This is a genomic window from uncultured Gemella sp. (assembly GCF_963515875.1).
Lineage (GTDB): Bacteria > Bacillota > Bacilli > Staphylococcales > Gemellaceae > Gemella.
Map to the genome: position 1 here is coordinate 1 of NZ_CAUPZX010000046.1, position 14,497 is coordinate 14,497.

General features: G+C 30.9%; 14 protein-coding genes and 1 pseudogene. 5 read left to right on the top strand and 10 right to left on the bottom strand.

Annotation, left to right across the window (positions count from 1 at the left end):
* Nucleotides 1–131 precede the first annotated feature (131 nt).
* Complete coding sequence (locus tag RWL85_RS07385) at nucleotides 132–980, top strand: RluA family pseudouridine synthase (RefSeq protein ID WP_314086627.1); 849 nt, start codon at nucleotides 132–134, stop codon at nucleotides 978–980.
* Between the two features lie 127 nt (nucleotides 981–1,107).
* On the opposite strand, the gene RWL85_RS07390 is transcribed toward RWL85_RS07385, so the two are convergent.
* The 6 genes from RWL85_RS07390 to rpsB form a co-directional block, all read right to left on the bottom strand.
* Entirely contained in the window at nucleotides 1,108–1,353 is a 246-nt protein-coding gene (locus RWL85_RS07390; RefSeq protein WP_314086629.1) for a YneF family protein, read from the bottom strand.
* A 2-nt stretch (nucleotides 1,354–1,355) separates the two neighbouring features.
* Nucleotides 1,356–1,565: a DUF896 domain-containing protein gene (locus RWL85_RS07395; protein WP_314086632.1), complete on the bottom strand. Its 210-nt coding sequence runs from the start codon at nucleotides 1,563–1,565 to the stop codon at nucleotides 1,356–1,358.
* Between the two features lie 4 nt (nucleotides 1,566–1,569).
* Nucleotides 1,570–2,127 carry a ribosome recycling factor gene (gene frr / locus RWL85_RS07400; protein WP_314086634.1) on the bottom strand — a complete coding sequence of 186 codons (558 nt, stop codon included), beginning with the start codon at nucleotides 2,125–2,127 and terminating at the stop codon, nucleotides 1,570–1,572.
* A 24-nt stretch (nucleotides 2,128–2,151) separates the two neighbouring features.
* On the bottom strand, nucleotides 2,152–2,865 hold the full coding sequence (gene pyrH / locus RWL85_RS07405) for a UMP kinase (protein ID WP_314086637.1): 714 nt from the start codon (nucleotides 2,863–2,865) through the stop codon (nucleotides 2,152–2,154).
* Between the two features lie 119 nt (nucleotides 2,866–2,984).
* A complete protein-coding gene (tsf, locus tag RWL85_RS07410) occupies nucleotides 2,985–3,872 on the bottom strand; it encodes a translation elongation factor Ts (protein WP_314086639.1) in 888 nt (295 codons plus the stop codon).
* A 56-nt stretch (nucleotides 3,873–3,928) separates the two neighbouring features.
* Complete coding sequence (gene rpsB / locus RWL85_RS07415; RefSeq protein WP_048801949.1) at nucleotides 3,929–4,666, bottom strand: 30S ribosomal protein S2; 738 nt, start codon at nucleotides 4,664–4,666, stop codon at nucleotides 3,929–3,931.
* Nucleotides 4,667–5,063: 397 nt separating this feature from the next.
* Here rpsB and RWL85_RS07420 point away from each other — a divergent pair, with 397 nt between their 5' ends.
* From RWL85_RS07420 to RWL85_RS07430, 3 genes are all read left to right on the top strand, one after another.
* Nucleotides 5,064–6,107: a metal ABC transporter solute-binding protein, Zn/Mn family gene (locus RWL85_RS07420; protein WP_314086646.1), complete on the top strand. Its 1,044-nt coding sequence runs from the start codon at nucleotides 5,064–5,066 to the stop codon at nucleotides 6,105–6,107.
* A gap of 126 nt (nucleotides 6,108–6,233) precedes the next feature.
* Nucleotides 6,234–6,944, top strand: a complete 711-nt coding sequence (locus tag RWL85_RS07425; protein WP_314086649.1) for an ATP-binding cassette domain-containing protein — start codon at nucleotides 6,234–6,236, stop codon at nucleotides 6,942–6,944.
* On the top strand, nucleotides 6,937–7,731 hold the full coding sequence (locus RWL85_RS07430) for a metal ABC transporter permease (RefSeq protein ID WP_314086652.1): 795 nt from the start codon (nucleotides 6,937–6,939) through the stop codon (nucleotides 7,729–7,731). Before RWL85_RS07425 ends, RWL85_RS07430 begins: the two co-directional genes overlap by 8 nt.
* A 109-nt stretch (nucleotides 7,732–7,840) precedes the next feature.
* On the opposite strand, the gene RWL85_RS07435 is transcribed toward RWL85_RS07430, so the two are convergent.
* Entirely contained in the window at nucleotides 7,841–9,535 is a 1,695-nt protein-coding gene (locus RWL85_RS07435) for a septation ring formation regulator EzrA (protein ID WP_314086655.1), read from the bottom strand.
* 316 nt (nucleotides 9,536–9,851) lie between these two features.
* Between RWL85_RS07435 and RWL85_RS07440 the strand changes: the two genes are divergently transcribed.
* Nucleotides 9,852–10,319, top strand: coding sequence for a GAF domain-containing protein (locus RWL85_RS07440; RefSeq protein ID WP_314086657.1), 468 nt, complete (start codon nucleotides 9,852–9,854; stop codon nucleotides 10,317–10,319).
* 50 nt (nucleotides 10,320–10,369) lie between these two features.
* On the opposite strand, the gene RWL85_RS07445 is transcribed toward RWL85_RS07440, so the two are convergent.
* The 3 genes and pseudogenes from RWL85_RS07445 to infB all read right to left on the bottom strand — a co-directional run.
* Nucleotides 10,370–11,968, bottom strand: coding sequence for an ATP-binding cassette domain-containing protein (locus RWL85_RS07445; protein WP_314086658.1), 1,599 nt, complete (start codon nucleotides 11,966–11,968; stop codon nucleotides 10,370–10,372).
* Nucleotides 11,969–12,174: 206 nt separating this feature from the next.
* A complete protein-coding gene (rbfA, locus tag RWL85_RS07450) occupies nucleotides 12,175–12,534 on the bottom strand; it encodes a 30S ribosome-binding factor RbfA (RefSeq protein ID WP_314086660.1) in 360 nt (119 codons plus the stop codon).
* A 12-nt stretch (nucleotides 12,535–12,546) separates the two neighbouring features.
* Nucleotides 12,547–14,385: pseudogene (gene infB / locus RWL85_RS07455) on the bottom strand (translation initiation factor IF-2); the annotation flags it as partial.
* Between the last annotated feature and the right edge of the window lie 112 nt (nucleotides 14,386–14,497).

A 14,497-nucleotide genomic window follows, 5' to 3' on the forward strand; every position in this document is an offset into this window, starting at 1 on the left:
TAATTGTACATTTTTATTTTGTCACTTTTGTACATTTTTATATTGACATTTACACATTTTATTATACTTTCATAAATTTTACTTTTGGTATATAATAATAGTAATAAATAAAGCATTAAGAAGGAGTCTCAATGAAATTTAAAATTACTCAAGATTTCGATAGCATAGAAAGCTATTTAAGCCAATTCCTAAAGATTTCTAAAAAAAATATACACACTATTAGAATGAATAGTCATCATGATAAAGAAACAATAAAAATTAATAATATTGAAGCGGCTTTAAATACAAAATTATATGCTAACGATATTTTAGAAATAAACATCGATTTAGGTTCTTCTAATTATATTTCTAATAATACAATAACGATAAAAAAAGAGTATGAAGATGAATATCTATTAATCGTATCTAAACCTTTCGGGATTAAAACACATCCAAATGATATAGTGATAGAAAATGATACTTTAGTGAATTACCTAATATCTGACTATAACTATCTAGAGCCTATACATAGACTTGATATAGATACTTATGGATTAGTAATATTAGCTAAAACTCCATTAATTAAAGCTAAACTTGATCAAATGTTAGAACAAAGAGAAATTAAACGATACTATACAGCTTTAATAAAAAATAATATTAAACCTCAAACTATAAATACTAATATTGGAAGAGATAGTAAAGAAAAGAATAAAATGGCTGTGACTAGAAATGGAAAAAATGCTATAACTAATATTCTTAGTTGCACGAAATTAGATCAAAATAAATTTTCTGTAACTATATCATTAGATACTGGTCGTACGCATCAAATACGAGTTCATCTAGCGGCGATTGGAGTTCCTATAATTGGAGATAAACTATACTCTAAAGATGGATATAAGTATGATAAAATGTATTTAGGAGCCCTAAAAGTCAATTTCCCTCATCCTGTTACAGAAAATCAAATAGAAATTAAATCTTCATCGGAAAATGAATTTATATAATACTAGTTATCTAGAAATTTTACAAAATTCTATATTCTATTTATAAATAGTAAATCCGTTCATTCTATGAATTTTATATACGTACAAAAAAGCAGATGTTCATTAAAGACATCTGCTTTTTTATATATTATTTTTTCATTTGTTTGTGAGCTTGTTTTTGTGCTTTTTGCATATTGCTCATAACTTGATTGATTTTTTTACGAGATGGTTTTTGTCCCATTTGACTCATCATACTCATAACCATATCTTCATTGATTTGAGGATTTTTTTCCATGTAGTTCATGAAATTACGTCTTGCTAGGAAGAAACCTCCAACAACACCAGCAAGTAAACAAATTGCTCCAACTAAAATTGTAACTGCAGTTGCACTCATTGTTATTCTCCTTTCTTCTTAGGAGTTATATCTTCTCCATTTTCATTAATTACTTTAGTATTTTCTAATATATTTCTCATATTAGCTTTAAAATTTTGTAAATATAATTGTCTATATTTAGCTAATTCTTCTGATTCCTCAGTAGTTAATTCACGCTCTTTTTTTGTAGCGTTAAGTGAATTAATTTTAGCAATTACCTCTGTCATTTCCATAATATTATACACTCATTAACTCATCTTGTTTTTCTTTTGTTACTTTATCAATTTCAGCTACGAATTTGTCAGTAACTTTTTGAATATCATCAGAATATCCTTTTAAATCGTCCTCAGTAATTTGAGAAGCTTTTTCTAATTTTTTAATAGCATCCATTGCATCACGACGAACATTACGTACAGCAACTTTAGCTCCTTCAGATTCTTTTCCTACTAATTTAGCAAGTTCTTTACGACGTTCTTCTGTTAAAGCTGGGAATACAATACGAATAACTGATCCATCATTCGAAGGATTCAATCCTAAATCAGACGCTTGAATAGCTTTTTCAATATCTCCTAATAAAGTTTTTTCGTATGGAGAAATTACAAGCATTTTTGGTTCAGGTACAGATACCCCTGCTACTTGATTGATTGGAGTTGCAACTCCGTAGTAATCAACTGTTAATCTGTCTAAAACAGCTGCACTAGCTTTACCAGCTCTAATTGACGCTAATTCACGACGTAAACTAGCAATAGCTTTTTCCATTCTCTCGTTTAAATTATTCATAATTTGTTCAGGCATAATTGTAAACTCCTAATATTAATTTTATTCAATAATTGTTCCTAAATTAGAATCAGAAACAACTTTAACAATATTATCTGCATCATCTATTGAAAAGACAATAATTGGCAGGTGATTATCCATACAGAATGTAATTGCTGTAGAATCCATTATTGTTAACCCTTTGTTCATAATATCCATATATGATAACTTATCATATTTAGTTGCTGTACTGTCAAGTTTTGGATCCGCTGAGTATACTCCATCTACCCCATTTTTACCCATTAATATAGCTTCTGCACCAATTTCCTTAGCACGTAATGCTGCTGTAGTATCTGTAGAGAAATATGGATTCCCTATTCCAGCTGCGAATATAGCAACACGACCTTTTTCTAAGTGTCTAATCGCACGTCTTCTAATATACGGTTCAGCCATTGCTTTCATCTCAACTGATGTTAACACACGTGTATCAACACCTTTTTGTTCTAATGAATCTTGTAAAGCTAATGAATTCATAACTGTTGCAAGCATACCCATTGAATCTGCTGTAGCACGTTCCATTCCTAACTCTTCACCAGTTTTTCCACGCCAGATGTTTCCACCACCAACAACAATAGCAACTTCTACTCCTTGTTTAACTACTTCTACGATTTGTGAAGTTATTTTATTAACAACTTCTGAATCAATTCCAAATCCTTTTCCACCTGCTAGTGCTTCACCACTAAGCTTATATAAAACTCTTTTATATTTAGTAGCCATTTCTATCCTCCTAATAAATTACAGACATTATTGTTTCTACTATAATCATTTTTTAAAAAAGCACACACAAGAAGTGTGTGCTTAACCTCTTTTAATAGTATATATTAAATAGAGAATTATTATTTGCTAGCGTTAACTTGGCTCATTACTTCTTCAGCAAAGTTATCTTCTTTTTTCTCGATACCTTCACCAACTTCGTAACGTACGAATTTAGTAAGTTTTCCACCTTTTGATGCTACGAATTTTTCTACAGTGAAACTATCATCTTTAACGAATTTTTGTTTAACAACTGTGATTTCTTCTAGGAATTTGTTAATTCTACCAACGATCATTTTTTCAACGATGTTAGCTGGTTTTCCTTCGTTTAATGCTTGCTCAGTTAATACTTTTTTCTCGTGCTCAAGTACGTCAGCTGGTACTTCGCTTTCGTCTAGGTATCTAGGAGCTAATGCTGCGATATGCATTGCAACATCTTTAGCTGCTTCTTCATCTGTGCTTTCTTCTACAAGAGTTAGAACACCAATTCTTCCTCCCATGTGAGAGTATGCACCAAATGCGTCAGCATCTGTTTTTGTTACAACTTCGAATCTTCTTAATGAAAGTTTTTCACCAATTGTAGCGATTCCTTCATTAATTACAGCTTCTACAGTTCCACCTTGAGCTTCTACTTGAAGCGCTTCTTCTAATGTTGCTGGTTCAGCTGCTAAGATAGCTTCTGCAACATTTTTTACTAAAGCAACGAATTTTTCGTTTTTAGCAACGAAGTCAGTTTCTGAGTTGATTTCTAAGATAACAGCTTTGTTACCTTTAACCTCGATGTAAGAAAGACCTTCTGCAGCGATTCTGTCAGCTTTTTTAGCTGCTTTAGCAATACCGTTTTCTCTTAGGTAGTCGATTGCTGCATCGATATTTCCATCTGTTTGTGTTAGTGCTTTTTTACAGTCCATCATACCAGCACCAGTACGTTCTCTTAATTCTTTTACCAAACTAGCTGTAATTTGTGCCATTTTGATTTGCCTCCGTTATATTATTAATTATTTTTATTTTAATTTTTAAATTGAAATTATTCTTCTGTTGCTTCTACTTCTTCTACGAAAGCTTCTTCAGTTCCTTCGATGTTTCCTTCGTTATAAGCTACAAAAGCATCTGCCATTTTAGCTGTTAATAATTTAACCGCACGGATAGCGTCATCGTTTGCAGGGATTACATAATCAACATCATCTGGATCACAGTTTGTATCTACGATACCAACTACAGGAATTCCTAATTTTTTAGCTTCAGCGATTGCATTGTGCTCTTTCTTAGGATCTACTACGAAGATTGCATCTGGCATACCTTTCATTTCACGAATTCCACCTAGGAATTTGTTTAATTTATCGTATTCTTTTCTTAATTCGATAACTTCTTTTTTAGGTAATACTTCGAATACTCCATCAGCTTCCATTTTTTCGATTTCAGCGATTCTGTCAATACGTCCTTTAATAGTTTTGTAGTTAGTTAAAGTTCCACCTAACCAACGGTGATTGATGTAGTATTGACCACTTCTTTCAGCTTCTTCTTTAATAGCATCTTGTGCTTGTTTTTTAGTACCTACGAATAACATTTTTCCGCCTTGATCAGCAACTGATTTTACGAATTCGTATGCTTCATCAACTTTCTTAACTGTTTTTTGTAAGTCGATAATGTAGATACCGTTTCTTTCTGTGAAGATGTATTTATCCATTTTAGGGTTCCATCTTCTTGTTTGGTGACCGAAGTGTACACCAGCTTCTAATAATTGTTTCATTGAAATAACTGCCATAGTTATTTTCCTCCTTGGTTTTTTCCTCCGACATTCTCTAAGCTTACTGCAAACATAAATGCACCGAGCAGCTACTCAAATGTCGTGTGTTATATTTTTGTTGATTTTTACTCAACTTTATTAATTATATAGCATTAGCAACTAAAAATCAAGTATTTTAATATATTTTAATCAATATTTATACTATAAACTTACTTTGGGAATTTACCATATTTATACTATATTATTGTACTTATTATTTATTTAAATTTTAATCAAATACTATTTATATCCTAATTCTAATTTAACTATTTATTCATTAATCAAAATTATTTCGGTTAAGGTCTTGATTTTTTTATTAAGTAGTATTATAATTTATTAGAACGTAATTATTACGAATAACGGAGGAGTATTAATAATGAAAAAATTTTTAAAATTAATTTCAATTATTGCTGCATTCGCTATTATATTAGTCGGATGCTCTAGCAAAACAAATTCTGGAGCTACTAACTCTGGAAACAAAACTAAAATTGTTACTTCAGTAAACTTTTATGCTGAAGTTGCAAAAAGTATCGCAGGAGATAAAGCAGATGTTACTTCTATTATAAGTTCTACTTCTGTTGATCCTCATGATTTTGAACCTACTGCTCAAGATGCAAAAACTGTTGCTGATGCTAACATTGCTATTCTTAATGGTGGTGGTTATGATTCTTGGTTCGAAAAACTTACTGCTAACAGTAAAGACATCAAAAAAATTGATGGTGCAAAATTATTAGGACTTAAAGATGGAGAAAATGAACACATCTGGTATAATCCTGATGTAATGAGTAAAGTTGCTGATGAACTTACTAAAGTTTTATCAGAAAAAGATTCTTCTAATAAAACTTTCTATGAAAAAAATAGAGATAACTATAAAAAAGAACTTTCAAAAATTACTGATAAAATTAAATCACTAAAAGAAAAAGCAAATGGAAAATTCGTTCTAACTACTGAACCAGTTTTCGAATATGCCGTGGATTCTTTAGGATTCAAAACAACTGATCAAGTTAAAAAATTAGCACAAGCTACTGAGGAAGGTAACGACCCTGCTCCACAAGATTTAAAAACAATCCAAGAGCAAATCAAATCTAAACAAATATCATTAATCGTCAATAATGTTCAAACTACTAATAAAACTATAGAAGGTTTAATTCATCTTGCTGAACAAAATAAAGTTCCAGTTCTTAACGTTACTGAAACTCAACCAGATGGAAAAACTTATATAGAATGGATGTTAGATCAATACAATAAACTAGAAGAAATTCTTAACGGTGGTGCTGGTGAAAAAGCTTTTCACGTAGAAGGTGCTGAAGAAGGACATTCTCACGATCATGGTCATGAAGGTCACTCACATGAAGGACATTCTCACAATCACTCTCACGGTGAAAAAGATCACGATGATGAGAAAGAACATAAACATTAATACGAAGATTAAAAATTAGTCTTCACATATTATAAATATGTAGTATAATATAAAGAAGAGATTCTAAATCGTATCTCTTCTTTTTTATACATTAGAATTAAAAATAAATTTAACATAGGAGATTTTATGACTGAATTAATTATAAAAAATCTCACTTATTCTATAGGAGATAAAACAATACTAAACAATATTTCTTTCTCATGTATACCTGGAGAAGTCGTTGCAATAGTTGGTAAAAATGGCGTTGGTAAAACTACACTACTTAATAATATTCTGGAAAAGTTAAACAAATCTAAAGAAATTACATTTATTGGATATCAACCTTCCCTAGGGTATGTACCCCAATTTAGACAAATTGACGAAGAACTTCCATTATCCGCTCGCGATTTTGTTTCACTTCCTATTCTAAAAGGTTTCTTTCCTTGGCTAAATAAATATGAAAAAGAAAGTATTAACAATGCATTAACACTAACTAATTCTCTTAAACTACAAAATAAATCTATCGGAACGCTTTCTGGTGGAGAAAAACAACGTGTTTTCTTAGCTCAAGCTTTAGTTAATAGACCTAACTTATTACTATTAGACGAATTTACATCAAATTTAGATAAAAGTAGTGAACTTGAATGTATGACTCTTTTAAATGATATTACAAAAAAAGAAAACATCATAACTTTGTGTATAACTCATGAATTATCACTCATTAATGAAAAATATGTCGATAAAATTTTGTACTTAGAAGAAAATAACTATAAATTTATTAGTATTGATGATTATAATAGAGAACAGAACAACTTAAAACTTTGCAAACATTATGTAGGAGATAACAATTATGCTTAATTATGATTTTATGCAAAACGCTTTTATAGCTGGAACTATTGTAGCTATAATGGCAGGATATATAGGTGTGTTTGTTATGGCTAGAAATATGTCATTCATATCACATACACTTTCTCATGTTGGGTTTGCTGGTGCGGCATTTGCTGTTTTTTTAGGTATTAATCCAATATACGGTTTACTAATATTCACAATTACTATGTCTTATCTTGTAGGTCACCTTAGTGTTAAAGCATTTAGAAGAGAAGCTACTGTAAGTGTAATGTTAGGAATTTTTCTAGGATTAGGATTGCTATTTCTATCCTTAACACCAAAAAGTACAAGTTACGTTAATAACATACTTTTCGGTAGCGTGGTATCAATAACTAGAGATGACGTGAAAATAATTTTTACACTAGCTTTTACAGTAATATTATTACTTTCATTATTTTATAGAAAAATCAAATTTGACTCATTTGATGCTATTGGTGCTCGTGCGCTTGGACTGAACGGAAAATTTATATCTATATTTTTCCTAGTATTGCTTTCTGTAGCAACTAGTATAACTGTACCGGTGGTTGGTGCATTACTTATGTTCGTATTACTTACTGTTCCAGCAAGTGCGGCTAGATATCTGACTAACAAAGTCGGTTTAATGATTGCTATATCAATTTTATTTGCTCTAACTGGTACATGGGCTGGGATAACTCTTTCTTATTATACATCCTTACCTACTACATTTTTTATAGCAACTATTGAAGCAATATTTTACTTTGCTAGTTTAGGATATTTCAATCTTAAAAGAAAATAAATTTATATGCAGCTATTCAAAGTTTTATTACTAATACAAATTTTGAATAGCTTTCTTATTAAGAAAAAGCCTTAATCTTATTTTCAAGACTAAGGCTTTTTTAAAAATATTATCTTGGTTTAACTGAGTTTCTAATTCTTTCGTATGCTCCAGGTTCAACCTTATCTAAAGAATTTCTAATAATTTCTAAAGTTTTGTTGTAGCGATATTCTCTATAATATTGCTCAGCAACAGTTAATTGTTGGTGGAATTCAATATTATCTTTTCTATATCTATTTGCATAACGAATAAGTTTCTCAATTAGTTCGATATCTGTAAGAATATTATTAACTTCTGATGAGTAAATATCAAGTGATTCTTCTGCTTCAGCAACAGCACGTTTTAATAAATCAATGTTAATTGGTTCTTTTTTAAGTTCCTCAATAGCATATCTGTAACTATCAGTAACATCTTTATATAAAACTATAAATCTATCACTAAATCCTGGCACTCTTGAATTATCAAGCTTACGTTTAATAACTTCTTTTTCTTGATTAATGAAGATAAGTTTGTCACGTGAATGACCTTCTTCTTCACGTAGACTTGTTAAATATCTAGAGTAGTTTGTCTGATCTTCTTCGATTTTTTCTAATCCTTGACCTAATAATTCTACTTTTTCTTTCAAGTCTTTATAATTTAATTTTGGTTGATTATTAATATAAACATCAATATCGTGTTTAACATCAAGTAATTCACTCAATTCATCATAGTAATTAGCTACCATTTCTTCATCTTTTTGATAAATTTGATATCTATTTTTTATTTCTTGAATATTATTGTAAAGAGCTTCATTTAATTTATCTTGTAATTCAAGTTTATTAGTAATCTCTCTATAATTTTCTTCAATATATTTTTTATATTCAAGTTCTTTTTTAAGGTCGTTAGATACCTCATCGATAACATCGTATATTCCATCAAGAATATTTTCAATTAAATCAACATCACCAGATTTAACTTTTTCGCGAGCATCACTAAGTTGCCACACGCTACTTTCTATTTTACTAGAAATTTCTAAGTGAGTTAGTTTAAATCCTTTTTTCTCCATTTCCTCAACTTTAAGCCTTAAAGACTGAATTTGAGCAGGACAAGTTTTTTCAATTTCTTTTAACAAATCAGGTAAAACTTCCATTCTTTCTTTTAGACTAGTAATTAGTTCCTTCACAGAATTAATCTTATCTTGAGCTTCAATGTATTTTCCTGTAGATGTTAGAAGTTTGAAGTCATCAAGTTGTGGAGCTATTTCTTTGATATTTTGTTCAAATTGTTCAGCTGCTGCACCATATTGATGACGTTTTGCTAATAGTTCTCTATTAAGCTCTTTGTACTCAACAACGATTTCTTCATATAGTTCTCTATTTCTAGGTTCAACTTCTGTTAATTCTTTAATTTCTTTTCTAATTCCAGCGATTCTATCCTTGATATTCGCTATTAATTCACCACTGTTCATTATAATTTCATCAGCACGTTTGAAATTAAATTTATCAATATAAGTTTCTGCACTATAAAGATCTCTGTCAAGTTCTTCAATATCGATACTTTGAATTTCGTACCATTCACTTTCCCATTGCGCATAAAGCTTTTCAGCCTTACCAGCAATTTCAAGTGCTTTTACTTTTTTCAAATCATCAGATAGTGTTTCTCTTTCTAGCTCATCTTTCATAACTAAAAGAGGGTATAAATCTTGTTTTTTCCTATTTCTAAAGATGAATAGTGCTACTACTCCTCCAAGAACAAGGATACACACAAATAAAAATATATATGTCATATATCTTCCCCCTGAAATTTTATATTTAATTTTTTTACGTTTATTAATACAATAACCTAACAAAATTATACCATTTTTATCATAAAAAACAAAGCGTTTCAATCATTTTTTTAAAATTTTTTCAATATTTTTTTCAAAGTTATAACTAAATAATTTGGATAAAACATAAAAATTCAAAATATAATTAATTATATACTATCGAAATATAATTACAAACTTTCTAAACAATATTATTTAATAATCACCATACTTATCACTTTATTTTTTTTACCTATTATGAGAGAATAGTAAAAAGTCTATTTTATGAGGTATAGTAATGAATATAGTAGAAAATAAACAATTATTTATAGCACAAGCCACAGCATTAGTATCAGAAGAGGACAATTTAGTTACTAATTTATCTAATTTATCGGCTCTATACAAAGAATACTTGCCAAATACAAACTGGGTTGGATTTTATTTGTTAGATGAAGTTAACAATAATTTAGTTTTAGGACCATTCCAAGGTAAAATTGCCTGTACTCGTATTCCATTTCATAAAGGTGTATGTGGTCACTGTTACACTACCCGCGAAACTATTTATGTTAAAGATGTTCATAAGTTTCCAGGCCATATTGCATGCGATAGTGACACTAATAGTGAGTTAGTAATTCCGATTATACAAAATGACAAGGCTGTAGCCTTACTTGATATAGATTCTATCGAATTTGATAGGTTTTCAGAAGAAGAAATAGCTGCATTTAATGAAGTTACCAAAATAATCTTTGAGAAAATAAATTTTTAACATGAATTTAAAGGAGATATGCCTAAACAGTATATCTCCTCCTTTTTTATTTAATCTATAATCCCTTTAAATCTTAGATAGTTTTCATAATCCATCTCTTTGTTGATTGCACCTTCAGGTGTTAATTCAACTACTCTATTTGCAATTGTTTGAATAAATTCATAGTCGTGAGATGTGAAGAATACAGAACCTTTGAATGCAATAATACCTTCGTTGACTGCTGTAATAGACTCTAAGTCAAGGTGGTTTGTAGGTTCATCTAAAAGAATAACGTTAGCCTTAGATAACATCATTTTAGACAACATACAACGCATTTTTTCTCCCCCTGATAGTACATGAGCACGTTTAAGTGCTTCTTCACCAGAGAATAACATTCTTCCTAGGAATGAACGTAAGTATGCTTCACTTTCTTCTTCAGGAGAAGCATATTGACGAAGCCACTCTACTAGTGAAAGTTTTAACCCTTCAAAGTATTCAGAGTTATCTTTTGGCATATAACTTCTAGAAGTAGTAATACCCCATTTTACTGTTCCACTATCTGGTTCCATTTCACCAGCAAGAATTTTTAATAAAGTAGTTTTAGAAACTTCATCTCCTAAAAGGATAACTTTATCATTAGGATTTACAGTGAAACTTACATTGTTCAATACTTCTTTGCCTTCAATAGTTTTACTTACACCTTCAACAATAAGTAAGTCATTTCCGATTTCACGATCTGGTGTGAAACGAACATATGGATAACGACGGCTACTTGGCTTAATATCGTCAAGAGTGATTTTATCAAGCATTTTCTTTCTACTTGTTGCTTGTTTTGATTTAGAAGCATTCGCTGAGAAACGTGCAATGAATTCTTGTAATTCTTTAATTTTCTCTTCTTTTTTCTTGTTATTGTCTTCTGCCATTCTTCTAGCAAGTTGACTAGATTGATACCAGAAATCGTAGTTACCAACATATAGTTGAATCTTACCAAAGTCTAAGTCACAAATGTGCGTACAAATGTTATTTAAGAAGTGACGGTCGTGACTGACTACGATAACAGTGTTCTCAAAGTTAATTAAGAATTCTTCTAACCACTTAATTGCACTAATATCAAGACCGTTGGTAGGCTCATCCAGAAGAAGCACATCTGGATTACCGAATAACGCCTGAGCTAAAAGAACTTTAACCTTAATAGCATTATCAAGCTCACCCATAAGCATATCATGGAATTCTACAGCAATCCCTAATCCCTCAAGAAGTTGTGCCGCATCACTTTCTGCAGTCCAACCATCCATTTCAGCAAACTCACCTTCAAGTTCAGCAGCGACGATTCCATCTTCCTCAGTGAATGGATCTTTCATATAGATTTCATTTTTACGGTTCATAACATCCCATAGACGTTCATGACCCATCATTACAACATCGATAACTCTGTTTTCTTCATAAGCGAAGTGGTTTTGACGAAGTACTGCAAGACGTTCACCTTTCCCTAAAGAAACATGCCCTTGTTGTGAATCTATTTCACCAGATAATAATTTTAAAAATGTTGTTTTACCTGCTCCATTAGCTCCGATTAAACCGTAGCAGTTACCATTTGTAAATTTTATATTTACATCTTCAAATAATTTTCTATCTGCAAAACGTAAACCTAAATTAGTTACTTGTAACATTATATTCTCCTTAAAAATTTTTATTTTACTAAAAATTTGAAATATTGAATTTTACTGTCTAAATAAATTCAAAAAATTTCAAACATATATTGTTAGAAATCATAGCTAATCTTCTTTTTTATTTAATTGGAAAATAAGCTATGCTGGGGCGATTTAATCAAAGAATTTTTTGCAAATACGATAATAAAATCGCTCCACTATTCTAATTATTCTTCATCCTTATCCTTTTTACTAACACTAGCGATTAAACTTTCAATATGCAAAGCATATTCGGCTGTTATGTCATATTGGAAAATAAGTTCTGGAAATTTTCTAATTTTAATTTTCTTAGCAACTTCACTTTTCACGAAACCTTTAATTTTCTTAAATGCTTCTTTTGTTTTTTCTTTTTCACGTTCTCCACCTAAAACAGTGTAGAAAACTTTTGCTTGAGAATAATCTCCTGTCAAAGCAACTTCTGTTACAGTAACAAATCCTAAATCATGATTCTTAACTTTTGTAGCTAATACATAAGTAATTTCTTTTTTTATTTGTTCTGCAAGTCTGTTAACTCTCAGTTCTGACATAAAGTTTGCCTCCTATTTTTTAACTTCTTCCATGATGTATACTTCGAAGACATCTCCTTCTTTAATATCATTGAAGTTTTCAACAGTCATACCACATTCATAACCGCTTTGTACTTCTTTAACATCATCTTTAAATCTTCTTAATGTATCAATTTCACCTTCGTAAATTACTACACTATCACGGATTACACGTACTTTACCATCACGTGATACTTTACCTTCAGTTACATAAGCACCTGCAATTGTACCAATTTTAGATACTTTGTACACTTGACGTACTTCTGCAAGACCGATAACTTTTTCTACGAATTCTGGATCTAATAATCCTGTCATCGCTGCTTCGATTTCTTCGATAACTTTATAAATAATGCTGTGTAGACGGATATCTACTTGCTCAGTTTGTGCCATCTGTTTAGCATTATTATCAGGACGTACGTTAAATCCAATTACTACAGCGTTAGATGCTACTGCTAGTGTAATATCAGATTCATTAATCGCACCAACACCAGTGTGAATAATACGTACGTTAACACCTTCAACATCGATTTTAGCTAATGACATAGCTAATGCTTCAACAGAACCTTGGACGTCTGCTTTAATAATAATGTTAAGATCTTTCATCTCACCTTGTTTCATTTGTTCGAATAATGTATCTAGTGAAACAGCTGAACTTGCTTGACGAGTAGTTTCAATGTATTGTTGCTGACGTTTTTCACCGATTTGACGAGCGGTTTTCTCATCTCCAAATACTACAAAACGATCTCCTGCATTTGGAACGTCTTGTAAACCTGTGATCTCTACAGGAGTAGATGGTTTAGCTGTTTGAATATTTTTACTACGATCATTAATCATAGCACGAACACGACCAAATGTATTACCTACTACAAGCGGATCTCCAACATTTAAACTTCCGTTTTGCACTAATAATGTAGCTACAGCTCCACGACCTTTATCAAGTTTAGCTTCGATAACTGTACCTAAAGCTAAACGATTAGGATTAGCTTTTAATTCTTGCATTTCTGTTACTAATAAAATATTCTCTAATAACTCATCGATACCTTCACCTTTAAGAGCTGAGATTGGTACGAAGATTGTATCTCCACCCCATTCTTCTGAGATTAGTCCGTATTCTACTAATTCATTCATTACTCTATCAGGGTTCGCTTGTGGTTTATCCATTTTATTAACAGCAACAATAATAGGCACGTCAGCTGCTTTAGCATGGTTGATAGCTTCGATTGTTTGAGGCATAACACCATCATCTGCAGCAACAACTAAGATAGTTACGTCTGTAATTTTAGCTCCACGCGCACGCATTGTTGTAAATGCAGCGTGCCCTGGTGTATCTAAGAATGTAATTTTTTTATCTTTAGCACGTACTTGATAAGCACCGATATGCTGAGTGATACCACCTGCTTCTCCTGCTGTAACACGAGAATTTCTAATTGTATCTAATAGTGTTGTTTTACCGTGGTCAACGTGTCCCATTATTGTTACGATTGGAGCACGTTCTTTAAGATCTTTTTCTGCATCTTCAACTTCAAAGTAAAGATCTAAGTCTTCTTTATTAATTTCTACTTCCTCTTGGATTTCTTTACCGTAATCCATGGCGATTAACTCTATTTGCTCTAAAGTAAGAGACTGGTTAATATTCGCCATTATTTTAAGTTCCATGAATAATTTTTTTATAAGTTCAGTTGAACCTACATTTAAAGCTTCTGAAAGTTCACCAACTGTCATTCCATCTTTTACTAAAATAGTATCTTCTGAAATTGATTCTTCTGTTGGAGCTTCAATAATAGCAGGTTGTTGTTTTTGAGCTTTTCTATTTTTTTCTTTTTTATTTTTTTTATTTTAATTTTTTTATGATGTCATTACGTTTAGCATCTTTTTCTTTCTTTTCATTCAAGTATGCAGCATATTCTACTTTTGTTGGTTTTTTTTCTTCTACTGGTTGAAATTG

Bases quoted from the DNA above. Each gene is read 5' to 3' on its own strand.
- RWL85_RS07385 (WP_314086627.1), top strand. From the start codon at position 132: ATGAAATTTAAAATTACTCAAGATTTCGATAGCATAGAAAGCTATTTA.
- RWL85_RS07390 (WP_314086629.1), bottom strand. From the start codon at position 1,353: ATGAGTGCAACTGCAGTTACAATTTTAGTTGGAGCAATTTGTTTACTT.
- RWL85_RS07395 (WP_314086632.1), bottom strand. From the start codon at position 1,565: ATGGAAATGACAGAGGTAATTGCTAAAATTAATTCACTTAACGCTACA.
- frr (WP_314086634.1), bottom strand. From the start codon at position 2,127: ATGCCTGAACAAATTATGAATAATTTAAACGAGAGAATGGAAAAAGCT.
- pyrH (WP_314086637.1), bottom strand. From the start codon at position 2,865: ATGGCTACTAAATATAAAAGAGTTTTATATAAGCTTAGTGGTGAAGCA.
- tsf (WP_314086639.1), bottom strand. From the start codon at position 3,872: ATGGCACAAATTACAGCTAGTTTGGTAAAAGAATTAAGAGAACGTACT.
- rpsB (WP_048801949.1), bottom strand. From the start codon at position 4,666: ATGGCAGTTATTTCAATGAAACAATTATTAGAAGCTGGTGTACACTTC.
- RWL85_RS07420 (WP_314086646.1), top strand. From the start codon at position 5,064: ATGAAAAAATTTTTAAAATTAATTTCAATTATTGCTGCATTCGCTATT.
- RWL85_RS07425 (WP_314086649.1), top strand. From the start codon at position 6,234: ATGACTGAATTAATTATAAAAAATCTCACTTATTCTATAGGAGATAAA.
- RWL85_RS07430 (WP_314086652.1), top strand. From the start codon at position 6,937: ATGCTTAATTATGATTTTATGCAAAACGCTTTTATAGCTGGAACTATT.
- RWL85_RS07435 (WP_314086655.1), bottom strand. From the start codon at position 9,535: ATGACATATATATTTTTATTTGTGTGTATCCTTGTTCTTGGAGGAGTA.
- RWL85_RS07440 (WP_314086657.1), top strand. From the start codon at position 9,852: ATGAATATAGTAGAAAATAAACAATTATTTATAGCACAAGCCACAGCA.
- RWL85_RS07445 (WP_314086658.1), bottom strand. From the start codon at position 11,968: ATGTTACAAGTAACTAATTTAGGTTTACGTTTTGCAGATAGAAAATTA.
- rbfA (WP_314086660.1), bottom strand. From the start codon at position 12,534: ATGTCAGAACTGAGAGTTAACAGACTTGCAGAACAAATAAAAAAAGAA.